The sequence below is a fragment of the Pantoea sp. B65 genome (assembly GCF_047308185.1).
Classification (GTDB): Bacteria; Pseudomonadota; Gammaproteobacteria; order Enterobacterales; family Enterobacteriaceae; genus Erwinia.
This window is the reverse complement of sequence record NZ_JAHXPU010000045.1, coordinates 553,734-575,506: the sequence shown is the minus strand read 5'-3', so window position 1 is coordinate 575,506 and position 21,773 is coordinate 553,734. Positions and strand designations below refer to the sequence as shown.

At 50.2% G+C, this 21,773-nt stretch carries 17 protein-coding genes and 3 pseudogenes; 12 read left to right on the top strand and 8 right to left on the bottom strand.

Going from position 1 to position 21,773, the window contains the following annotated elements; all coding sequences use genetic code 11:
- Nucleotides 1-257: 257 nt before the first annotated feature.
- Nucleotides 258-1,532 (top strand): methyl-accepting chemotaxis protein, encoded by a 1,275-nt coding sequence (locus tag JWF83_RS26600; RefSeq protein WP_413653509.1) that lies wholly within the window; start codon nucleotides 258-260, stop codon nucleotides 1,530-1,532.
- A gap of 309 nt (nucleotides 1,533-1,841) precedes the next feature.
- Nucleotides 1,842-2,828 carry an aldo/keto reductase gene (locus JWF83_RS26595; RefSeq protein ID WP_413653508.1) on the top strand — a complete coding sequence of 329 codons (987 nt, stop codon included), beginning with the start codon at nucleotides 1,842-1,844 and terminating at the stop codon, nucleotides 2,826-2,828.
- A gap of 135 nt (nucleotides 2,829-2,963) precedes the next feature.
- On the opposite strand, the gene JWF83_RS26590 is transcribed toward JWF83_RS26595, so the two are convergent.
- On the bottom strand, nucleotides 2,964-3,290 hold the full coding sequence (locus JWF83_RS26590) for an EthD family reductase (protein ID WP_413653507.1): 327 nt from the start codon (nucleotides 3,288-3,290) through the stop codon (nucleotides 2,964-2,966).
- Nucleotides 3,291-3,645: 355 nt separating this feature from the next.
- Here JWF83_RS26590 and JWF83_RS26585 point away from each other — a divergent pair.
- From JWF83_RS26585 to JWF83_RS26575, 3 genes and pseudogenes are all read left to right on the top strand, one after another.
- Nucleotides 3,646-4,132: pseudogene (locus JWF83_RS26585) on the top strand (LysR family transcriptional regulator); the annotation flags it as partial.
- 127 nt (nucleotides 4,133-4,259) lie between these two features.
- Nucleotides 4,260-4,868: a class I SAM-dependent DNA methyltransferase gene (locus JWF83_RS26580; protein WP_413653506.1), complete on the top strand. Its 609-nt coding sequence runs from the start codon at nucleotides 4,260-4,262 to the stop codon at nucleotides 4,866-4,868.
- A gap of 25 nt (nucleotides 4,869-4,893) precedes the next feature.
- The gene (locus tag JWF83_RS26575; protein ID WP_413653505.1) at nucleotides 4,894-5,631 is read left to right on the top strand and encodes a metallophosphoesterase; all 738 of its coding nucleotides are present in this window, start codon (nucleotides 4,894-4,896) and stop codon (nucleotides 5,629-5,631) included.
- A 650-nt stretch (nucleotides 5,632-6,281) separates the two neighbouring features.
- Here JWF83_RS26575 and JWF83_RS26570 read toward each other — a convergent pair.
- From JWF83_RS26570 to JWF83_RS26560, 3 genes and pseudogenes are all read right to left on the bottom strand, one after another.
- Nucleotides 6,282-6,596, bottom strand: a pseudogene (locus JWF83_RS26570) (helix-turn-helix domain-containing protein); the annotation flags it as partial.
- A gap of 277 nt (nucleotides 6,597-6,873) precedes the next feature.
- The gene (locus tag JWF83_RS26565; protein WP_413653557.1) at nucleotides 6,874-8,115 is read right to left on the bottom strand and encodes a carbohydrate porin; all 1,242 of its coding nucleotides are present in this window, start codon (nucleotides 8,113-8,115) and stop codon (nucleotides 6,874-6,876) included.
- Nucleotides 8,116-8,353: 238 nt separating this feature from the next.
- Entirely contained in the window at nucleotides 8,354-9,751 is a 1,398-nt protein-coding gene (locus JWF83_RS26560; protein ID WP_413653504.1) for an MFS transporter, read from the bottom strand.
- A 484-nt stretch (nucleotides 9,752-10,235) separates the two neighbouring features.
- On the opposite strand from JWF83_RS26560, the gene JWF83_RS26555 reads away from it, so the two are divergent.
- The 5 genes from JWF83_RS26555 to JWF83_RS26535 all read left to right on the top strand — a co-directional run bounded on the left by JWF83_RS26555 (nucleotide 10,236) and on the right by JWF83_RS26535 (nucleotide 16,381).
- Nucleotides 10,236-11,267, top strand: coding sequence for a LacI family DNA-binding transcriptional regulator (locus tag JWF83_RS26555; RefSeq protein WP_413653503.1), 1,032 nt, complete (start codon nucleotides 10,236-10,238; stop codon nucleotides 11,265-11,267).
- Nucleotides 11,268-11,535: 268 nt separating this feature from the next.
- Entirely contained in the window at nucleotides 11,536-12,465 is a 930-nt protein-coding gene (locus JWF83_RS26550; protein WP_413653502.1) for a dihydrodipicolinate synthase family protein, read from the top strand.
- 230 nt (nucleotides 12,466-12,695) lie between these two features.
- Nucleotides 12,696-14,090, top strand: a complete 1,395-nt coding sequence (locus JWF83_RS26545; protein WP_413653501.1) for an MFS transporter — start codon at nucleotides 12,696-12,698, stop codon at nucleotides 14,088-14,090.
- Nucleotides 14,091-14,166: 76 nt separating this feature from the next.
- On the top strand, nucleotides 14,167-15,048 hold the full coding sequence (locus JWF83_RS26540; protein WP_413653500.1) for a fumarylacetoacetate hydrolase family protein: 882 nt from the start codon (nucleotides 14,167-14,169) through the stop codon (nucleotides 15,046-15,048).
- A 37-nt stretch (nucleotides 15,049-15,085) separates the two neighbouring features.
- The gene (locus JWF83_RS26535; RefSeq protein WP_413653499.1) at nucleotides 15,086-16,381 is read left to right on the top strand and encodes an anaerobic C4-dicarboxylate transporter family protein; all 1,296 of its coding nucleotides are present in this window, start codon (nucleotides 15,086-15,088) and stop codon (nucleotides 16,379-16,381) included.
- 192 nt (nucleotides 16,382-16,573) lie between these two features.
- On the opposite strand, the gene JWF83_RS26530 is transcribed toward JWF83_RS26535, so the two are convergent.
- Complete coding sequence (locus JWF83_RS26530) at nucleotides 16,574-16,954, bottom strand: DUF4440 domain-containing protein (protein WP_413653498.1); 381 nt, start codon at nucleotides 16,952-16,954, stop codon at nucleotides 16,574-16,576.
- A gap of 224 nt (nucleotides 16,955-17,178) precedes the next feature.
- Complete coding sequence (locus JWF83_RS26525; RefSeq protein WP_413653556.1) at nucleotides 17,179-17,754, bottom strand: DUF1349 domain-containing protein; 576 nt, start codon at nucleotides 17,752-17,754, stop codon at nucleotides 17,179-17,181.
- Nucleotides 17,755-17,910: 156 nt separating this feature from the next.
- On the opposite strand from JWF83_RS26525, the gene JWF83_RS26520 reads away from it, so the two are divergent.
- Nucleotides 17,911-19,257, top strand: a complete 1,347-nt coding sequence (locus JWF83_RS26520; protein WP_413653555.1) for a glycoside hydrolase family 10 protein — start codon at nucleotides 17,911-17,913, stop codon at nucleotides 19,255-19,257.
- 60 nt (nucleotides 19,258-19,317) lie between these two features.
- On the opposite strand, the gene JWF83_RS26515 is transcribed toward JWF83_RS26520, so the two are convergent.
- Entirely contained in the window at nucleotides 19,318-20,553 is a 1,236-nt protein-coding gene (locus JWF83_RS26515; protein WP_413653497.1) for a type II toxin-antitoxin system HipA family toxin, read from the bottom strand.
- Nucleotides 20,543-20,782: a helix-turn-helix domain-containing protein gene (locus JWF83_RS26510; protein WP_413653554.1), complete on the bottom strand. Its 240-nt coding sequence runs from the start codon at nucleotides 20,780-20,782 to the stop codon at nucleotides 20,543-20,545. The genes JWF83_RS26515 and JWF83_RS26510 overlap by 11 nt, the downstream gene beginning before the upstream one ends.
- Nucleotides 20,783-20,900: 118 nt before the next feature.
- Between JWF83_RS26510 and JWF83_RS26505 the strand changes: the two are divergent.
- Nucleotides 20,901-21,317, top strand: a pseudogene (locus JWF83_RS26505) (dicarboxylate transporter/tellurite-resistance protein TehA); the annotation flags it as partial.
- Between the last annotated feature and the right edge of the window lie 456 nt (nucleotides 21,318-21,773).

The following is a 21,773-nucleotide window of genomic DNA, read 5'->3' as shown; positions in this document are numbered from 1 at the left end:
TAAATCGCAGCATTTGTTACGCGCGCGGGTAACGTCGTGATACCTTCCCTGGTTTATTTCCCGTGGTTTAAAACTTCTCGTTCCCTCTGATGCACTATGTGAGCGCTGACACATAACGCAAAACCGGTGCTAAAGAAACGTCCTGAAATGGCCGATAAACGGTTAACTAGAGTACCGTGCTTTATCCGGGAGAGCTGTTCAGGCGTTTTCTTTAAGTCAGCTTATTACGTGACTTTTCTACACAGGGGTTTTGTAACATGATGAATTGTCTAAAAAAACAATTTTTAGAGAACTCATGTAAAAATGAGCTTGATGCAATAATTAATAATACCGCAGTGATTTATTTCTCGCCGGAAGGAGTAGTGCTTCACGCCAATGATCTGTTTTTATCTGCTATTGGTTACAGTCTGAATGAAATTGTTGGCAAACATCATAAGATTTTCTGTTCAGAAAAACAGACTCAAACAAGCGAGTATTCAGGTTTCTGGCAGGCGTTATCATCAGGGAATTCTAAATCAGGCACGTTCACCCGTTACAATAAAAATGGTGATAAGATATACCTGGAAGCGTCTTACTTTCCGGTGGTCAATAAAAAAGGAAAAATCACTAAGGTGATGAAAGTCGCCAAAGATATCACTACGATAAAAGAAATTTTGAATGGTAAAGATGCCATACTGAGTGCTTTAGATAAATCCCTCGCCGTTATTGAATTTTCTCCGAACGGTGTAATTATTAATGCTAACAAAAACTTTTTAAACGTGGTCGGCTATCAACTCAGTGATATCACCGGGAAACATCATAAAATATTTTGTGATGACGCTTTCAGCAAATTAAGTTCTGCTTTCTGGAGCGAGTTAGCAAAGGGCCAGTTTAAATCTGGCCGATTTAAACGCATCGGAAAACAAGGAAATGAACTTTGGCTGGAAGCCACCTACAACCCGATTATTGATGAGGAAGGGAAGGTTATCAAGGTTATTAAGTTTGCAACCTATATTACTGACAGAATAAAAATGGCACAAGATGTTGTTGATATGGCGGCAGATATATCGACAACCACCTCAGAGATTACCGATAAAGCCAAAGTGGTGCTCAATGAGGCGGTTGATACCTCGCATAACATAGCAAACCAGATTATGGAGACCTCCGGCCTCGGTCAGGAGCTTATACTGCAGTCAAAAAACATTAATGAAATTGTTAACCTGATAAAAAGAATCGCCGATCAGACCAATATTCTGGCGTTAAATGCCGCCATTGAAGCGGCAAGAGCGGGCGAAGCAGGTCGGGGGTTTGCGGTGGTGGCGGAAGAAGTGCGGAAACTTGCCGCCATCACCGGTAACTCCACGGAAAAAATTTCTGAAGTGGTCAGGCAAAATACCTTATTAATCGAATCAATTCATTCTCAATTAAGTAGCGTTACCAGAATCGCGTTACATGGGAAGGCGAGCGTTTCTGAGGTAGCGGCGGGTTTGTCTGATATTGAATCCGGCATTAAGCGTTTTGTGATTGTGATAGATAAAATGAAACCAGAGTGATAAAAATTCCTTTCCGGGCTACGGTTTAGTTCCTGTATTGCTTTTGCCGTGGCCCGGACGCTGCCAGACCGCATTGCAAAAAACTGGCGCAGGCCTTGCCGCGCAATCCTCCCGCGACAAAATCGATACCTCTCTCCTAAGCCTGGATGCCCGCTTATTATCATCACAGTGATTTTTCACGAGCTTCTTTGGGCGGTAAAACGTTATGCTCGAATGCGGTTAAACCGCAGTATGAAGGTATGACGTCGTATTCCCTACAGATGCAAATCTGACCCGACAATAATCAGTCATTAAAAGAGGAGTAACAGGATGAGAACGCGCGTGTTTGGCCGCACAGGCCGCTCTGTTTCAGAGATTGGCTTTGGTGCATGGGCTATCGGTGGCACCTGGGGCGAAGTCAGCCTGCAGGATGCAAAAAGCGCCGTCCATGCCGCTCTGGACGCCGGTATGACTTTTATCGATACCGCAGACGTTTATGGTGATGGTCGTTCTGAAAAAATTATTGCGGCGGTGCTGAAAGAACGTGACGGAGAGCGCCCTTATATAGCGACTAAAATTGGCAGAAGATTGTCACCACATGTGGCGGAAGGCTATACCGCCCGAAACCTTAATGAATTCGTTGATCGTTCACGCGATAACCTGCAGTGTGAAACCCTGGATCTGGTGCAACTGCACTGTCCGCCAACCGAAATTTACTACACGCCGGATGTTTTTGCGGTGATGGACGAAATGCTGACCGCAGGAAAAATTCACAGCTATGGCGTTTCAGTGGAAAAGGTTGAGGAGGGGCTTAAAGCTATTGAGTATCCGAATGTCTCTTCAGTGCAGCTGATTTACAACATTTTCCGGCAGCGTCCGGCAGAGCTTTTTTTCCGTGAGGCAGGCAGGCGTAATATCGGGATTATCGCCCGGGTGCCGCTGGCATCAGGCTTACTCAGCGGCAAAATGAATGCAGAGACGCAATTTGCCGCGGATGATCACCGCTCATTTAACCGCAATGGCGAAGCCTTTGATAAGGGAGAAACCTTCTCGGGCGTTCCGTATGCGATCGCACTCGATGCGGTGGAAGATATCCGCCGCTACGTCACCGCTGATATCACCATGGCCATGTTTGCGCTGCGCTGGATTTTAATGGCGGAAGCGGTGAGCGTGGTGATCCCCGGAGCGAAAAATCAGTTCCAGGCAGAAGCAAATGCACGGGCCGGCACTATTGCGCCTTTAAATAACGAAACAATGGCGGCCATCAGGGATATTTATCAGCAAAAAATCGCACCGTGGGTGCATCAGTGCTGGTAGTACTGTGATACCTTTTTAGGTGACACTGTAACAATGATTGTTCTAAAAGCGATGCCGAGTCGGCGGCAAAACGACTATGGAAATGAATGATTGCTGTTCAGGCCAGCAGTTTTGCTGGCTTATATCTGAGGTTTTTTAACGCTTTTTAATTTCTGTTATGTAAGTAACGGCAACATGTTCGGCAAAATTCGCTACGTCTGCAAATGCCTCTTTTCCCGTCGGTGAACTAAAGGCGGCGACAGCATCTTCTATGGAATCGAACCAGAGCTCTGAAAAACCATCAACTGGTGAATCGGGGTATTTTTCACGGTCGACAGGATTCAGCACATATCCCAGTAAACCAGGCAGACGCAGGGCGATTGCGCTGTGTATCTCATCCCAGTGTTTAACAAACGCCTCAAAGCTTTGACCTTTCTTACGGGTAATAAAGCCGACGTGTTTAAAACCTTTAGCTGATGTCATAACATTCTCCAATAGGCTGTCTATTCAGATAGTTGATACAAAGAGGGGAAGGTAGCGCTGTGTTTTTATAAACCTTCCCTTAACCTGACGATTTTGCGTTTCACGGCAGAACAGTAAATTCGGGAACCACTATGATGGTTTTTTATTGCATGATAAATCGGGTTTCGCTCCGATCTATGCGGACATAGATTCTACAATCTCGTAGGGCAGTTAAGAGTATCCTGACCAGTATTGGCTTCCCTTCCTGTCGCCGGTGGGATGCGAAAGGTCAGTCTGGCACTGACCGCGCCCGCAGGAGGTTATCTTTCAATCCGGCACCCAGGCTGGGTCTGATGCACATTATGGAAAACGCAGTATGCGTAAAACAGATCATCCCGGCGGTATCGCTGCCTTTGTCACTACCGCGCAGCACGGCAACTTTACTGCGGCAGCAGAGCGACCAGGCCTGACTAAATCCGCCGTGGGGAAAAGCGTCGGTCGCCTTGAGGGACGGCTTGGACTAAAACTGTTTCAGCGATCCACTCGTCGTTTAAGCCTGACCCCGGATGGTGAGCATTTCCTGGCCAGCTGACAGAATGCAATGGATATTCTTGAGCAGGCAGAAGCCGAGCTGATTTCTCATATCTGTCAGCCTGCAGGAAGGCTCCGGGTGGATTTTACCCGCGGCGTTCGGCAGGCAGCGTATCCTTCCCATTTTGCTGCAAATCACCCACAATTATCCGAAGCTGGCGCTGACAGTGACGTTCAGCGAACGGTTTGTTGACCTGATTGAAGAGGGCATTGATCTTGTCATTCACATCGGTGAACTCGCCGACAGCAGTGGTCTGGTGGCGAGCCGGCTGGCGCAAACCGGTATCCGGCTTTCATCTGTATTACCCGCGCAATACGTTTATGTCAGCGGCAATGCGGGCATTAGTTGATTTTATCCGGCTGGACACCAGTAATCGCTAAACAACTGAGGACGATTTGATGGCCAATCCGCTGGCAAAAAACATCATTGGTATCTATGAACGTCATGCCGGGGCTTTTGCGCAGCAAAGGTCGACCAATCTGTATGAACAACCCTGGCTGGACAGCTTTCTGAAGCTGGTGCCTGTCAATGGACGGATCCTCGATATCGGCTGCGGAAACGGGGTGCCAATAGCTGATTATTTTATCCGGCAGGGATACCAGGTCACCGGGGTGGATAGCTCAAAACCCATGCTTGACCGCTGCCGGCAACGCTTTCCTCAGCATCATTGGCTGCAGGCAGATATGCGAGAATTGGCGCTGTCAGAACAGTTTGACGGAATAATTGTCTGGGACAGTTTTTTCTTTCTGACGCCTGAAGATCAATGCCAGATGTTTACGATATTTCGACAGCACGCCAGTAGCCACGCGGCGTTGATGTTCACCAGCGGTCCTGACAGCGGCGAGGCGATAGGATCATTTCAGGGGGAAGCCCTTTATCATGCCAGCCTGGCGCCGGAAGAATATCGGCAACTTTTGCATCAGCATGGGTTCAGCGTTGTCAGAATGGTGGCTGAAGATCCCGACTGTCAGGGACATACCGTCTGGCTGGCGCAAAGTATTGGGTGATTTTTTATCAGCGGGAGAGGTAATAATGTTGATAGCACAGGTCACAGATATTCATGCTTCTCATGATAACGACAATTTGCGGCGGTTTGACAGGGTGCTTGCGTGGCTTGAACATATTAATCCTGATGTTCTTGTGCTCACCGGCGATCTTATTGACGATCAGTGGTATGAAGGGTATCAGCTGATTTCTGAGCGGCTGAGTCAAAAACCATGGCCATCGCTGGTGCTGCCGGGAAACTTTGATGCCCGCTACCTGATGCGTTCGATATGGGGAGCACAAAGATGGGCTGATGACGCTCCCGGTGAATCGCTACATTTTGTCTATGATACCGGCAACCTGCGCCTGATAGGCCTGGATTCAACCATCGACAGCGCTGTTTCGGAAAATATAATGAGCCATCTTGCATGGCTGAAAAAACAACTCCAGAACGGCAGTATGCCGGCATCACTTTTATTTCTGCATCATCATGTAGTTGAATCAGGCATTCCCTCACTGGACGACACCCTGTTTTATGGCGCCGGAGAGCTGGCGGAACTGATTATGTGCATACCTGATAAGCCACTTGCAATAGCCTGTGGACACGTCCACAGGCCGGTAGCGGGGAATTTTGCCGGTGTACCCGCCTACATTTGCGGATCGGTCTGCCCGGCAAATCCAGTGTGGTTCGGTTCAGATCATGTTCCGCCGGTAAATGATCCTCCGGCGCTTATGATCCACCGATATTCAGGTAATATTCTGACCAGTTATCATGTTGCTGTTTAGTGGGATGTTGTATCATTCGTGCATAATCTAATAGGGACAGTGTATAAAATGGAAATCAGTAATAGATACTTAGCCGCAAAGCTTGAGATAGCAAAAAAACTTTACGGGTTAATGCACTAATGAAGAATTTTTTTAAATGGGTGTTTAAGGCGATTTGTGAATTTTTCTTACCCCTTATCCCTCTTACTATGGTTATTATTTTGTCTTTGGTTGTAGTCAACGTCTTCCCGGAAGAATATGCAATGAAAATTGTTGGGGTTTTATTCCTGGCAGGATTTTTTTCTTTTATATTTATTGGTAAGAAGAAAAAATAGAAGTCTGAATCAGGTGGTTTTTTACCGCCACAGTAAAATTCTCTTTTGAAGGCGAACGGTTTATAGATATGCAGGAAATTGGGTCTGTACACATCTTTGTCTTTCCTTATTGATAATGTCACCCTGATTTCCTGGTTTTAAATGTCACTTTCTGCTGATTTCTGATGAAGAGAAAAGGGCAGTGAGCTCATTTTTTCAGGCTGGATTTGAAGAGCGCCGGCTCAGCCAGAACCGAATTGATTGCCCTGAGCTGTGCTTGAATCTGCTCCCGCCTTTTAGGCAGACTCTGGAAGGCATACTATGGCTGCGTTTCAGTCATGATGCGATCCGTCAGAATCGCAGCGTCTCAGTGGAGATCTTAATCCCGTGATGCTCCTGTAGTCTTTCTGCGGCAAAGTGTGCCCGAAACCGACGTAATTTTCGCGTAGCAGCGTCAGTACGTGGTAACGCAGAGCCTCGTCAATACGATGCGTGCCGGCTTACCGCGTCGTGCGTTGGTAAGAGCGGCTGCACCAGATCGCGGTAGCGGTTCATCAGCCGCTGAACCTGACGCACGGTAAGATCAAGCTGAGAGGCCGCATCACGGCGACGCAGACGTTTTTCGATGACAGCCTGAATGACGGGAAGGCGGTCAAGTTCTTTGTTCGACATGGTCACCAGCTTCAGCAGAGATCTCCCAGAAAAGGTGGCGAAAACGCCGTATCCGGGTGACATTATTAACTCGCTAAAAAGTGACATTATCAAATTGGCACCATATCTTGGTGCGCATAATGTATATTATGTTAAATTTAGTCCTCCATCCATTTACTGTTACCCGGCACCGGTTTCCCTTCAGTTTTAGCCTGATTACGCCAGTGTTAGTTAGTCAGGCACAGACTTAACAACCATGACGACGTCGGTCGCCATGGTTGTTCGCTTGCCCTCAACGTTATAATTTGAGGGTAATCTGCGTGCCCACAACCCACGCGTCTTTGACTTCTTTAACACCACCCGGCCCGCTGAGGAACTGCACATTAGGCCGTAAGGTAAACCAGGGCGTTACTGCGATGCTGTAGTGCAGTTCCGCCGCGTACTCGGCGCCGCGAACCGGCGTCCAAATCGGATCGTCATAATCCTCCGCCCCTTTGAGCTCGTTCTGCAAGCGGGCTCGCTCCGCCACCCGATCGTTCGCATGCATTTTGCTGAGCCCAAGACCGATATAGTCCTGAGGACGGCTGTCAAAGAGGCCTTTATACACGGCGCCAATCTGCGTCTGATAGTCCATGGTCGCCGTCGCTTTATCGTTCATTGCCAGGTGCCAGAATAACGATAATCCCCGATTTGTGCTGCCCTGCTCTCGGGTCACCTGCTGCTGTAAAGAGACCCAACCACCATAGCGACCGTCACGAACTGCAGGTGCACGTTTGCTAAGTACATAATCATCGCCATGACTGTCTTTCAGTACATCGTTGGCATCTGCCGTGTTATACCAAGCCCCCACCTTGAACGCTCCCGGAAGTTGCTCGATACCCAGCCGCGGGGTATATCCCAATTCCACCAGATACATATTGCCGGTGCGCCCGGTTTTATCTAACTGGAAGCTGCCGCTACGGGTGGCGTAGTTGGGGTTGTACATAAAGGCCCCGGTCTGGAGGTACGTTTGCGCGCTCATATTGTAACGAACCCGCAGCCCCCATTGCCCTATAGGGGTGTTATACCACGCGCTATTCCCGTGGCCCGCAAGCGATCCACACAGTGACAGGTTCTGAAAATAACAGCCGTTATTGTCAAAATCCTCCCCCACCGGTATCAGGCCGGCTTTAAGATCCAACGCGTTATCGAACCACGACTGGCGATACCAGAACTGCGCGGCATGCCAGGTCTGGCCACGACCATAGTTACTGTTGACCGTTGACCCCATCACTGGCGCTCGCGGGTCCTGAATCCGGTCCTTGGTTAAATCACTACCGTTACGATCGACGACCGACATTTTAAATTGACCATTGGCTATACCGGCTATTTTCTGCAGATCCATATCGACACCAATAATATATTGGTCGCTATAACGCACCGTTTTATTTCGGTTATATCCGCCGGAAATATTTGAGGCCAGCATCGAGCCATATTCTAACGTAAAGTCATAGCCTTTATTTTTGAGGTCGCCACGATATCCCCCCCAGTCGCCGGTCATATGTTGACCGGTCGCGGAGAAAGGTGAATCACTGGCAAATAATGAAGCAGAAAAGCATAAGAAACAAAAAAAACAATAATATTGTAATTTTAAATATATCATTTCTCGACCTTTTTCTCAGAATGTAGGCAGCCGACGGCTCATCCACAAAAATATCTGTGGATGAGTACGCTGACTGATAACACGGTAGTGATAGGTTCTTTATTCTTCGGGACTGACAAAATTATACGGGCTTACGCTACGGTGACAGCTCCTCGAGTGATTTACCTTTAGTCTCCACCGCAAACAGCAGCGTCACCAGCCCACCCGTTAGGGCAATCACGGCGAAAGCGATAAACACAAACCGTATACCGAAGCCAGAGACAATAAAGCCAACCAGCAGAGGCCCTATCGAGGAACCGGCGCGCAACCAGGCGCTGGAGAATGCTGTCCCGATAGCTCGCAAACGTGTCGGATACAATTCGGCAGAATAGAGGTACAACGAAAAGGCGACCGTCTGCAAAATGGCGTAGGTCATGCTGCCAAGAATCAATATTTCGATGGCCGATTTAGCCCCCAATACACAGAGCATAATTAACGGAATGATCGCTAACATAAACGCCCATGAATACCAGCGTTTACGGCCAACTTTATCAATCAGGAAGGCACACACCACCGACGCAATAACCCCGCAGGAGGAGGTAATCCAGCCGTAGGCTAAGCTGGTTTCCAGGGGAAGATGGAATAAAGTTTTATACATCGTCGGGAACCAGGTAATCATCCCGTTATTAACGGTATAGACCGTTAACCACAGTCCCCATAGCATAAATGTCCGCGACTTATACATCCCGGAGAACAGCGCTTTGACGCCGGTCTCTGACGATGCCTGTGCTGCAACCGGTTTAATGAACGGCTCCGGCAATTCCATGCCGCGACGAATTGCCTCATCTTCAAACATAGCGACAACTTTCTCGGCCTGCGCCTGACGACCTTTGGCCGTTAACCATCGCGGTGATTCCGGCATCAGCCAACGCAGAGGCACCGTTAAAGCAGAGGGGATCAGCCCAATCAGGAACATGACTTTCCAGCCATAAATCGGCACCAGAAAAAAGCCGACCAGACCGGCAAACATCATACCGATGGGAAAAATAACTTCATACAACAGGAAAAATCGGCCGCGTTTTTTTGCCCCGACAAACTCATTGATATAAGCGCTGGCGACCGGGACTTCAGCTCCAATGCCGAGCCCCTGCAGGAAACGGATCACCAGAATTGACCAGCCGTTCCAGGCAAAGAGGCAGGCGGCATCCATCACCACAAACATGATAATGGTGATACGTAGCACGCCAATACGACCAATTTTTTCCGCCAGTGAGCCAAAAAAAAGCGCCCCGCATAATTGTCCGACATAGCTTGCGGCAATAATAAGGCCAACAAACGTCGGGGTAAGCCCCCACTCCTGGGTGAGTTGAGGTAACGCAAAGGCAATAGCAATAATCGTGTAAGCATCAAAGAACGTTGATAATCCGACTATCACACGGATGGCCAAAAGCCGTCGCGTGATAGGTAACCGCTCAAGTCTGGCCAGTAACTCTGCCGATTTAGTCTCAGAGTGACTGGTAATAATATTATCAGAAGCAAAAACCTGAGTTGACATAGTGATACCCTGTTGATTGATTTACCGGGGCATACATGCAAGACAACGAATGATGCCCATGTTACACAGACAGGCAGGTATTCACTTGCAGTTATTGTAGGGAATTTGTACACCACAAAAAAATAAATGAAAACGTTTCTGCAATCGTTTTCACGTGTAATAATCGTCAGCGGATTAAGAGGAGATGTCAATTCAACAAAATGAACAATTGATATCCAGTTCACATTCCCGACAGATGAGACAAAAAAAGTGTGATAGCACTCCAAAAGTCCAATATGAATGTGAAAAAAAACAATCCTGGCATTGGCATGCGGTCATCAGATTCACCATTACGTACCCGATATCCCTGCACAGAGAAAGCAGAATACGTAACCATTTCTTTGTCAGTATCGAAAATTGCCGTAACATTTTATAAAGTTACTCATTCTCTCGTGGCCAGTTTAAGGCGGAGCCTTTCGGGCAAATTTAATCTCCGGAGTCAGATATGGACCAGGACAGTGAAGAGCAGGATCACTCAGAAAAAAGACTGATAACCATGCGGGATGTTGCCAGTGCGGCTGGCGTCAGCGTGTCGACCGTCTCACGTATACTGGATGAAAGACTTCCGCCTTCGAGAAGCGCCTCTGCCGAAAAAGTTCGCCAGGTTGCGCGTGAACTGGGATACCGGCGGGATTATGTCGCCTCCAGTTTACGTCGCGGAGGAACCGGCACTATTGGGGTTCTGGTCCCACGGCTGACCGATGCGGTCACTGCGATGCTCTTCGAAGAAATCGCCCGTGCTGCCGCTCGCCGTGGCTATTTTGCGGTCGTGGCGACCTGTGGAGATGACCCTGACCAGGAGCGTGAATCCGTAGAATCTCTGCTGGACCGCCGCGTCGATGGCCTCATTTTGTCGACCTGTCGGCTGGACGATCCCCTGCCCCAAACGCTGCGGGAACGGGATATTCCCCACGTGCTGGTGCTGCGAACCGACGGTATCAGCTTATCTTCCGTTGGGGACGACGAGCTGGGAGGATATCTGGCGACCCGTCATCTGATTGATTTAGGTCATAAAAATATCGGCCTCATTGGAGGGCCTGATTTCGCCTCCAACGCCCTCAACCGAAGAAAAGGTTTTGAAAAAGCCATGCGCGAGGTAGGTCTGGAGATCCAGCCGCAATGGTGCTACTCATCCGATTTTAACATCCAGTCGGGTGAAGAAGCTGGAGAGCAGATACTCAGCACCACGCCTCCTCCTAGTGCCATTTTTGCCGTCAATGACGAAATAGCCATTGGCGTGGTGGCCGCCGCGCACCATCGAGGTATCACTATTGGCCAGGAGTTGTCGCTGGTAGGCTACAATGATATCCCGCTGGTGAGTCGTTTACCGGTGGCACTGACGTCGGTACGAACCCCGCTAGAACATATCGCCAGCAATGCCGTCGATATGCTGATTAACGATGAAAACCGCCAGCGTTTGCGTGCGGTAGCACCGACACTTATCCCAAGAAAATCAACAGTATCATTAAATAAGTAACCGGCTTACAACCTGGCTGCATCACGCCCTGTGATGCAGCTGCCCATAACCTGTAATCTGAGAATTGAAATCTGCGATCGCCTTCTCAGCCCCCGAGTTTATCCTTTTATTTTGTGACCCACGCCGCATTTATAACCAACGGACAATTGACGTAAAGATTTTTGGGGTTCAAATTCAAACACGTGAAAACGATTGCAGAAACGATTTCAAACGCGTTTCAAGTACTCATCACTCAAACACAAAAATTATGTTCATCAAGGAGATAGTCATGATTAATATCGATCTCAGAGGTTTGACTCCAGCACCGGTTACCCCGTTCAATCGTGATGGCAGCATCGATTTTGATGCCATTCAGCGCCTGGGCAGCTGGCTGGGTAGCATCGACGGCGTCAAAGGTCTGGTCGTGCTGGGTCACGCCGGTGAAGGTACCTTCCTGACTCAGGATGAACAGGCAGCGGTTATCCGCGCATTTGTTAAATCCGTGGATGGTAAACTGCCAATCATCGCAGGTATCACTGGCGAAGGGACTGAAGTCGCCGCGCTGGAAGCGAAACGTGCCGTTGCCGCCGGGGCGTCTGCGGGTCTGCTCTACCCATCCCACGGCTGGCTGCGTTTTGGCTATCAGGATGGCGCGCCGCAGGACCGCTATCGTGTAGTGTACGAAGAGAGTGGTCTTCCACTGATCCTGTTCCAGTATCCGGACGTCACTAAAGCGACCTATAACCTGAAAACCCTGCTTGATATCTCCGCACAACCTGGAGTGTTCGCGATGAAAAATGGCGTCCGCAACATGCGCCGCTGGGATACAGAAATTCCTGTGATCCGCCGAGAACGCCCGGATCTGCAGATTCTCACCTGCCACGATGAATACCTGCTGCATACTGCGTTCGATGTTGACGGCTTCCTGGTTGGTTACGGAAATATCGCGCCAGAAGCGCTGATCGAAATGATCAATGCAGGGAAAGCCGGTGATTATAAGAAAGCACGTGCGGTCCACGATCGTCTGCTGCCGGTGACCAAAAGCGTTTACCACCGTGGCTCACATATGGAAGGCACCGTTGCCTTAAAACACGCACTTGTTGCTCGTGGGATTCTGGAACACGCCACCGTGCGTTCGCCACTGCTCCCACTGGAACAGGGTGCAGAAGAAGAGATCCATGCTGCTATCCGCGCATCAGAACTGCCGAGAGTAGGCTAATTGCCGGAAACGCGTTGAAAAAGCAGCATTCAGTTATCACCCTTCCAGCGTGAATGCTGCTCTCTCATCCGGACCGACCACCACGGGTCTACTGTCTGCACACGGTAGACCGCCACGCCTTAAACTGATGAGCGTGACCCGCTTTTCTAAAACAATACATAAGACGACAACTCTGTATATCCGGGTCGACGGTTATACACCTTTGCCCCGGTCATCCAGGAAGGTATACCATGTCAACATTGGTCCTGAATGCCAGTCGATCTGCCGCCGATACTGCGACAGGTGCTGCCGAACTGGTTGCCCGTATAGAACGCATTCCTGTTACCCGAAAATTAGTTTTTATTCGTCTTGTTACCGGTATTTCCACTTTTTTTGACTCCTACACGGTGCTGGCGATTGCCTTCGCGATGCCAGAACTCATCAGCCAATGGCATCTCTCTCCCCTTTTTGTGGGTCTCATTATCGCCGCCAGCTACGCAGGCCAGCTTGTTGGCGCTATTTTTTTTGGGTCGCTGGCAGAGAAAACAGGACGCCTGAGCGTTCTGAAAATAACGATTGTCATGTTTGTCACGATGAGTGCTGCCTGCCTGCTGGCCTGGAATGGCTGGTCGCTGCTGATTATTCGCTTCCTTCAGGGGATTGGCATCGGTGCGGAAGTCCCGGTCGCCAGCGCCTATATCAATGAATTTATCGGTTCCAAAAAACGTGGCCGCTTCTTTTTACTGTATGAAGTGATTTTCCCGATCGGTCTAATGTTCGCCGGGATCATTGGCTACTTTCTGGTGCCAGAATATGGCTGGAAAGCCATGTTCTGGGTGGGCCTGATCCCGCCGATGATCGCGGCCCCACTTCGTTGGCTGATGCCTGAATCGCCGCGCTGGCTAATCAGTCAAAATCGAATAGCCGATGCAGACCAAATTATCCGTAGCCTGGAGGATGAAGTGATCCGTCGCGGTGGTACCCTGGAAGCTCCGGTGGTGAAGACCTTTGCGGCACCAGTCGATACCTCGATGGGATGGCACGAGCTCTTTTCCGGTATCTATCTGAAACGCACTCTGATGCTCTGGGGATTATGGGTCAGCGCTTATCTTGTTAATAACGGCATGATTACCTGGCTGCCGACCCTGTACCGTAGCGCATTTCACTTATCTATCCCGCTCAGTCTGGCCTATGGCTGGATAACCTCGTCCGCCGGCGTCGCGGCGTCGTTTGCCTGCGCGTTGTTGATTGACCGTACCGGACGTAAACGCTGGTACAGCACAGCATTTTTCCTCTCAGCCCTCTCGCTGTTGATCCTGGGAGAAAGTGGTGCGTCCAGTGCTATTGTGGTGCTGGTTTTCACCAGTCTGTCATACGCCATTATGCAGACCGTCACTTTTTCGCTCTACCTCTACTCCGCCGAACTGTATCCCACTCGCCTGCGCGCCATTGGTACCGGATTTGGCAGCGCCTGGTTGCGGGCAGGATCCACCCTCGGCACCCTGCTGGTCGGACTAATTGTTGCCGGACCAGGGGTGGAATACGTTTTCTTTTTATTTGCGGCGGTCGCCCTTACCGGTGGGGTCATCACGATGCTTTTCGGTATCGAAACCCGAGGAGCCATTCTGGAGGAACTGTCTCCCTAGAGATGATAGCGGCAGTACACATACCGGCCAGATGGCCCGCATAAAATAAACAATCTAACCTCAGGTAAGGTGAACGATGAAACTACTGAGTTTTTCCGTTGATGGTCACGAAAAGTACGGTCTGATCGCCCCCGATGGGATTATTGATTTATACCCTTTCTTCCCGGAGTGCCCCGACCTACGGTCGTTCCTGCCCCATCTGCAGCAACTGAATCAGGGGATGCTACTGGGGAAGAAGGCGGACTATTCGCTCGATCAGATAGACTTTTTACCGGTGATCACCCGACCAAATAAAATCATCTGCGCCGGGATGAACTATCAGGAAAAAAGAGCTGAATTTAACGAGCAGGATCCCGACCCGACGCTCTTCATTCGTTTTGCCGACTCCCAGACCGGGCACCGCTGCGGGCTAATCAAGCCCTCCCGTAGTAACGAGTTCGACTATGAAGGGGAGCTGGCGCTGGTGATTGGCCGGCACGGTTCGCATATTCCCGCGGACCAGGCGCGTGGCTATATCGCCGGATACAGTTGCTATATGGATGGTTCGGTCAGGGACTGGCAGCACACCTGGTTTACCGCAGGAAAAAACTGGCCCGCAACCGGTGGGTTCGGCCCCTGGCTGGTCACTCCAGATGAGATCTCCGATCCGCAGAACCTGGAGATCATCACCCGACTCAACGGTCGCGAGGTGCAACACGACAATACCCACAGCATGATCCACTCGATAGATATACTGATCGCCTACATCAGTACATTTAGCGCCCTGTCACCTGGTGATGTCATTCTGACCGGCTCGCCAGGCGGCGTCGGGAAAAAACGTCATCCGCCTCTTTTCCTGTGGCCGGGGGATGTGGTGGAGGTCGAGATATCGCAGATTGGTAGCCTGGTAAATCCTGTTATTGCTGAGGTCGACGATAACCCATATTCAGCAAACCCCGTCTACACCAACGTATCCTGACTAGTGGAAACCGCATGCCCTGCGGAGGAGGCCTCACGTGATATTGCTGCAATTTATTGTTGTTCTGTTTTTTCTCTATCTGGGGATGCGGGTCGGAGGTATTGGCGTGGGGTTTGCGGGTGGCGCCGGGGTCATCGTGCTTTGCACCATCGGGGCTACGCCCGGCGACCTCCCGATGCTGGTCATCGTCTTTATTATGGTGGTGATCGTCGCCATTGCAGCAATGCAGGAGGCTGGCGGGATCGACTATCTGGTGATGTTAACCGAGCGCGTGTTGCGGCGGGCGCCGCGTTTACTGGTTATCACGGCGCCGCTTTCCACCTGGTTGTTGACGATGATGGCCAGCACGGGGCAAGTGTCATTTGCCTGTATGCCGATTATTGTGGGGGTCGCAAAGGAGAACCGGCTTCGCCCTACCCGAGCGTTGGCTATTTCGGTTGTCGCCTCGCTGCTGGGCATTGTTGCCTCGCCCATTTCCGCCGCGGTGATTTTTTTCGCCGGGATACTCGAAAAAAGCCATCAGGGATGGGGGTATCTGGAGCTTATCTCTGTGATGATACCCGCCACTTTTTTAGCTCTGCTGTGTACATCTCTCTTTTATCTGGTCTGGGATAACATCCGCCAAACCGACCAACTGAGCGCGGACGCTCCCAGCGTCTCTACGCAGACCATGGTTGGTAGTATTCCCCCTGGAGCCAAACGCTCAGTGCTGATTTTTATCGTAGGCCTGGTCGCGGTGCTGTTATACGCCATGATCAGCAGCCCAAGAGCGGGGTTGATTGCGCACCCGGTGTTGAATAGCGGGCAGGTCCGTATTTCCGTCATGATGGCGGTCGCGCTGATGATCGTTATTTTTTGTCGTGTCAACGTACATAATATTCCAGCGACATCCATCTTTAAAACCGGCATGACCTCCTGCATCTGTATACTCGGTGTGGCCTGGCTAGGTTCAACATTTATGGACAGTAATCAAGTCTGGATGCAAAACAAGGTGTCCGACTATCTGTCAGACTCGCCGCTGTTGTTAGCGCTGATTATTATGCTGGTATCGTGCTTTCTTTATTCGCAGGCCGCATCAACAAAAATACTCTTCCCGCTGGCTCTGGGGATAGGAATTACTCCCGACACGCTGGTCGCCTGTTTTCCCGCGACTGCGTCCCTGTTTATTCTGCCGAACTACCCGACGTTGCTGGCGGCAGTGGCACTGGATGATACGGGTTCAACCCGTTTAGGCATCCGAATTATCGATCATCCATTTATTCTTCCAGGGTTGATGGCCACGATGCTGTCTATCATGTTCTCGGCGGGTTTTACACTGCTGTTTTACGCTTAACAGAGATGAATTTTCGAATTATGTATTACATCCGAATGGGGGCGGACAAATTCCCAGACCTTCAGGAGTTAATTATGCATTCATATGAGGGGTATATCCGGGCCGTTGGACTCACTGTCTGTAGTGGTAGCTCAGACTAGTTAGCTACGTCCGCTCCTGGCAATTACAGTGAGGGTAACCCCTCTTCTTCATTTAGTCTGCTGCCGGTGTTCCCTGATGGAAACGCATCTGCCAGTTAGCATCTTCCGACATCATCCAGATTGATGAGCGCAATGCTCGCTTGCTGATTATCCCTGCGGCGTCCTGCTGAAAACTTTTGTACGTCAGTAATACAACGCCATCAGCAAGCAATGCTAAGGCAAAATCGCTGGCCTGTATTTCTGACTGAAAAGTTTCTGCCGCCAGCACCGACAGACTTTGCTCCCGGTTGTAAATCTGACCCGAGCAGCCAGTCTCGAGAAAATCCTTATGCAGTAACTGATTAACCATCCCGGCATCACTGCGTATCGCATATTGATGCAGACCGGTTTCCAGCGCCTGAATTAACGACAACAGCTGTGCTGAATCAGTCAAAATGCCTCCATTTATCTATCTACATGAATAATAAGGATAAAAACAAAATGATCGCGCTACGTGAATTCTGTGATTTTGACAGTATCCCAGTGGGCCAGAATTCACGCTGCAGCGGCAAAAAAAAGGGGATTGCCCTACTCTTTAAGCATTCATATTGGGCGGTACCATTATCGCTTTCCGGGTCTTTATCCCTTTGTCGGCAAAATCTTCTGCTGCTCTCCTGATCAGCTCAGATCATGCAAACTCTTTTCCAACAGCGGCTGCAATTTAACATCTGAAAAGCAGACTTCGAGACCACTGCGTTCAGGCGTACAACACATCACTCCCACGGCACCGCGCTGATCAGCAGGAAAATGGCAGAGCCTTAGCAGTGGCCACGTCAGACCGTCTGCTGAATACTGCAAACGCAGTGCGTCTCCCTTGCGACTCAAGCGAAGCCAGAAATCAGCAGGATCTCCGGAAAAGATACCCGTGGCCCAGTCTGACTGACCCAGAGTGAGCACGCTGCCGATCGCAGGTGCGCCATCATTAAACTCTATCCCGGCTTTCAGCCAGTGCTGTTCATCAGCCAGATAAAAAATTCCGGCCTGATCATACAGCGCAGAGAAACCCGCGCGCACACGAACCTGAAAAGTAAAATCACCGACAACATCGGTGACAAATGCATGTCCGGAAAATCGCTCAAAACCGTACCAGGTCTTCAGCCAGAAATCGGTTCCGGTGTCTGTCACCACCTTCAATTCCCCCGCGTTCTGACTCCACTGCTGCGGTTGATTAATCCAGTAAAATCGATCCTGCATCGCCATGCTCCCTGTTACCGATCACTTTACCGTTAATATTTAACTTGCCGGGAATCCGGCGCTTAATCAACGCCATTTCCTGCCGCACTGTCTAAAGTATTGACTTAAATTCGAATAATACGAGAATGTTTCTTTTGCAGCGACTACCAGAAAACACTGGAGCATATCATCGCCGGTTCACATAGCTTTCTCCCTGTAGCTAACGTTAAAAAGCCAGGCGTACTGCTTGCCACTGCTCTTTTACTTGCCAGTTGCTCCTCTGCGCCGCCGCGGTCGCTGATCACCCCGCTCCCTGCGGTGGCTAAACAGCCCCTGCCGGCGCCTTCTCAGCAAAAAGCGCCGGAACTGGTGCGCGGTGTCTGGCTGGCGACCGTCTCCCGTCTCGACTGGCCGCCGGTGACATCAGTCAATGCCAGCAGTACTGCCATGCGCATTAACCAGCAGCAAAAAGCGCTGAGCGACAAGCTGGATAAACTGAAAAGTCTCGGTATCAATACCGTCTTCTTCCAGGTAAAACCTGATGGTACCGCTCTCTGGCCATCAAAAATTTTGCCATGGTCAGATATGCTGACGGGCAATATTGGCGAGGATCCTGGCTACGATCCGCTGCAGTTTATGCTGGATGAAGCGCACAAGCGTGGCATGAAAGTCCATGCCTGGTTTAATCCCTACCGGGTCTCGGTCAACACCAAACCCACAACCGTTGCCGAACTGAACCGCACATTATCGTTGCATCCGGCCAGCGTATTTGTGTTGCGTCGTGACTGGATCCGCACCGCCGGCGATCGCTTTGTGCTCGACCCCGGCATTCCGGAGGCGCGGGACTGGATCACCAGTATCGTTGCCGAAGTCGTTGCGCGTTACCCGGTGGACGGTGTGCAGTTCGATGACTACTTCTATACCGAGTCACCCGGCTCCAGCCTCAACGACAGCCAGACCTTTATGCAATATGGCCAGGGATTTGCGTCAAAAGCCGACTGGCGGCGGCACAACACTCAGCAGCTGATTGAACAGGTGTCACGCACCATTAAACAGCTGAAACCCAACGTTGAATTTGGCGTCAGTCCTGCTGGCGTGTGGCGCAATCTGTCGCACGATCCGGCAGGCTCCGATACGCGCGGCGCGGCGGCATATGATGAAGCTTATGCCGATACCCGTCGCTGGGTGCAACAGGGGTTGCTGGATTATATTGCCCCGCAGCTGTACTGGCCTTTCTCCCGTGATGCTGCCCGTTATGATGTGCTGGCAAAATGGTGGGCGAATGTGGTGAAACCGACAAACACCCGCCTCTATATTGGCGTGGCACTATACAAAGTGGGTGAACCTTCAAAGAATGAACCAGACTGGACGATCAATGGTGGCGTGCCGGAGCTGAAAAAGCAGCTCGATTTGAACGAGTCGATGCCGCAAATTAACGGCACTATTCTGTTCAGGGAGAACTATCTTAATCAGCCGCAGACCCAGCAAGCGGTCAGTTACCTGAGAAGTCGCTGGGGTAGCTAGTCTGATATTTTGGCACTATCCATCCCATGCCGCGGAATGCACCCGGAGGCACGAGAAAAATCACAACAAAGAATCGGTTTTGCGTTTTTTGGGGCGTTTAACGTCGGTATTTACAAACACATTATTAGTCGCAACGCTTCTGGTTAAAGCATCGCTGATGGCCTGATGGATTTGCGGATAGTCAGCGAAGAGCGCCGGATTAGCCAGCTGATCGCTGATCAGATCGGCAAACTCCTCCAGCACGCTGGCGGGTTTAATGATTTTCAGATCGCGGCCAAATTTGATTAGCCCATCCCGATCGGGAAACGTTTTACTTTTATTCAGTTTCAGCGCCAGTTGTTTGTCAGTAGTGGGATAAATATGGGTATTAACCACATCGTACAACGGAGATAATGTTGGCGTCGGTTCTCCCTCAGCGTCATACAGTAGGGAGAAATTCTTCAGATGCGCGTCTCCGTTGCCTATCATGCAGCTGAACAGTACGTAGCGCCAGTAGCGTTCTACCTGTGACTGATCGCGCGTAAACAGGCTGACGATTTTCGCGCCGGTTTCATAGGATCCGCTGTATTTATGATCGGATGTCTTACCGGCCAGGACACAAAAATCTTCCATCGCAAAACGCCGGTTGCCGGCAATATCGAAGCGCTCGGTAATAAACAGCTCTTTGTTATCGGAAAGCCAAAAATCAGCCACCGGTAACCCGCATGCTTTAGCCAGAGACATGCAGATGAATTCGTTTTCAGCCAGCCGTGGATACTCTTCATCACCGGTTTTGGCGATCAGATTAGGATAGAGTACTGTCCCCCTGCCCTCGGTGCTGATCATCACTTTTGGCTGCACACCGGAGATGGTGGTCTGCAGCAAGTATTTGTTAAGTAGGTATTCAAACGCGCTCTCCCGGTGATCCCACTTCAGCAGATCATCCAGTTTCTCCGGTGAAGGACGAGGTAAATCGATATCGCTAACGTAAGACAGCGCGCCGATACCGGTATCCTGCTGCAGTGCCAGAAACAACATATCCGAGACGTTTCCCGCGTAGCGACGCAGACGTTCGGCAATATGGTAGCGAACGTATCCCTCCGGGATATTCATCTCAAAGATATTAAACAGTCGGCTGCCGTTATAGCCCATCCGGCGTTCAGGCAGCATGGTCAGCGATACGCGCCGGCTGTCCGCTGCAGCATAGCTAAAGTTATAGCTGCCATGCTCGTGAAGCAGTCTGCCGCAATACTCATCCCGGCTGTATACCTCAATCTGGCGGACCGGACGGGAGAGTTCTCTCAGATCAGTCATCATCAAACAATGCCTCAAGTTCATCCAGCTGCGGTAAACCTGACGACTGGACAGTTAATGTCAGACCCATCGCCGTCAGATAGAGCGTCAGTGCTTTCAGTGAACCGGTATAAACACCGTTCTCAATTTCAGAAATCACGGTTCTGTGTACACCAGCCCGCGACGCGGCATCCAGTTGCGTCCACTTGCAGGCTTTACGTCTTTCAAGGCATTTCACTCCGATGGCTTTCATACCAGGTAACATAGCGCCCTCAGCGTTGCTATATAGCTACAATTTTCTTATTTAAACTCTATTGTCACTATATAGCAACAATTAATTGCCGCGGAATCAGAGGCAATCGTCCTGTTGCCTCAGCCGGCTTCGTAATCTTGATGAGATGTCTCCGGCTGTGCGTACCTCGCTCGGAATTCAGATGGCTCCGGCTTTTGTGGCCTGCAGCGCCTGGCTAAGCGTCAATGGTGGCCAGGCCGATATTTTTGCCAAATTACTGTTCGGCTATGGCCTTTTACAGATGCTGTTTATGATAAGACTAATTCCCTGGTACTGTTCCCAGCCCTTTAACCCGGCCTTCTGGAGTTTCTCATTCGGTGTTGCGTCACTGGCCACAACCTCGATCCGGCTGGGGCATGCCACACCTGGCGGGGCACTATACTGGATGTCATTCCCGCTGTTTATTGCATCTAATCTTGTTATCGCTCTGCTTATGATCAAAACCGTTCAGCTGTGGATAACAGGACGTTTAATTATTCGCGAGGAACAGCGTTAACCTCCCTTCCCGCCTGGCGATAACCTGCTTTGAGCAACGAAACGGCGTCATCAACTCTGGCTGATGACGCTGGCCATTATCAATACTACCCACCTTCCCTTATCTAACTATTTGAATAATAAAATTAATTCACCAAGTGATCGCGCTACGTGAATTCTGCGATTCTGGCAGTAGTTGAGGGCCGCAGAATTCGCCCAGATTCGGCAACCAACGCCGGGGATTTCGCTGCGCCTGAACCGTGGCTACTGGCTGACTTAACTCAACCTTCCTTATTAATCACCATCCGACACGGTTATCGCAGCATGATCGGTTACTAAATCAGCAATGCATTGATTCACCGGGAAAAGAGATAACAAATCTAAACAAAATAAATTATTGAGTAGCGGACTAAAAACCCCTATATTGGCCGCGCTTAAACTCACTGTGCTTAAATTCAATTATTCAATCGGTGTTCCG

What these genes read in the sequence shown, in the direction of transcription:
- JWF83_RS26550 (WP_413653502.1), top strand. Translation starts at nt 11,536, where the DNA reads ATGATTAATATCGATCTCAGAGGTTTGACTCCAGCACCGGTTACCCCG.
- JWF83_RS26590 (WP_413653507.1), bottom strand. Translation starts at nt 3,290, where the DNA reads ATGACATCAGCTAAAGGTTTTAAACACGTCGGCTTTATTACCCGTAAG.
- JWF83_RS26560 (WP_413653504.1), bottom strand. Translation starts at nt 9,751, where the DNA reads ATGTCAACTCAGGTTTTTGCTTCTGATAATATTATTACCAGTCACTCT.
- JWF83_RS26565 (WP_413653557.1), bottom strand. Translation starts at nt 8,115, where the DNA reads ATGACCGGCGACTGGGGGGGATATCGTGGCGACCTCAAAAATAAAGGC.
- JWF83_RS26595 (WP_413653508.1), top strand. Translation starts at nt 1,842, where the DNA reads ATGAGAACGCGCGTGTTTGGCCGCACAGGCCGCTCTGTTTCAGAGATT.
- JWF83_RS26580 (WP_413653506.1), top strand. Translation starts at nt 4,260, where the DNA reads ATGGCCAATCCGCTGGCAAAAAACATCATTGGTATCTATGAACGTCAT.
- JWF83_RS26515 (WP_413653497.1), bottom strand. Translation starts at nt 20,553, where the DNA reads ATGATGACTGATCTGAGAGAACTCTCCCGTCCGGTCCGCCAGATTGAG.
- JWF83_RS26600 (WP_413653509.1), top strand. Translation starts at nt 258, where the DNA reads ATGATGAATTGTCTAAAAAAACAATTTTTAGAGAACTCATGTAAAAAT.
- JWF83_RS26510 (WP_413653554.1), bottom strand. Translation starts at nt 20,782, where the DNA reads ATGAAAGCCATCGGAGTGAAATGCCTTGAAAGACGTAAAGCCTGCAAG.
- JWF83_RS26525 (WP_413653556.1), bottom strand. Translation starts at nt 17,754, where the DNA reads ATGCAGGATCGATTTTACTGGATTAATCAACCGCAGCAGTGGAGTCAG.
- JWF83_RS26555 (WP_413653503.1), top strand. Translation starts at nt 10,236, where the DNA reads ATGGACCAGGACAGTGAAGAGCAGGATCACTCAGAAAAAAGACTGATA.
- JWF83_RS26540 (WP_413653500.1), top strand. Translation starts at nt 14,167, where the DNA reads ATGAAACTACTGAGTTTTTCCGTTGATGGTCACGAAAAGTACGGTCTG.
- JWF83_RS26575 (WP_413653505.1), top strand. Translation starts at nt 4,894, where the DNA reads ATGTTGATAGCACAGGTCACAGATATTCATGCTTCTCATGATAACGAC.
- JWF83_RS26545 (WP_413653501.1), top strand. Translation starts at nt 12,696, where the DNA reads ATGTCAACATTGGTCCTGAATGCCAGTCGATCTGCCGCCGATACTGCG.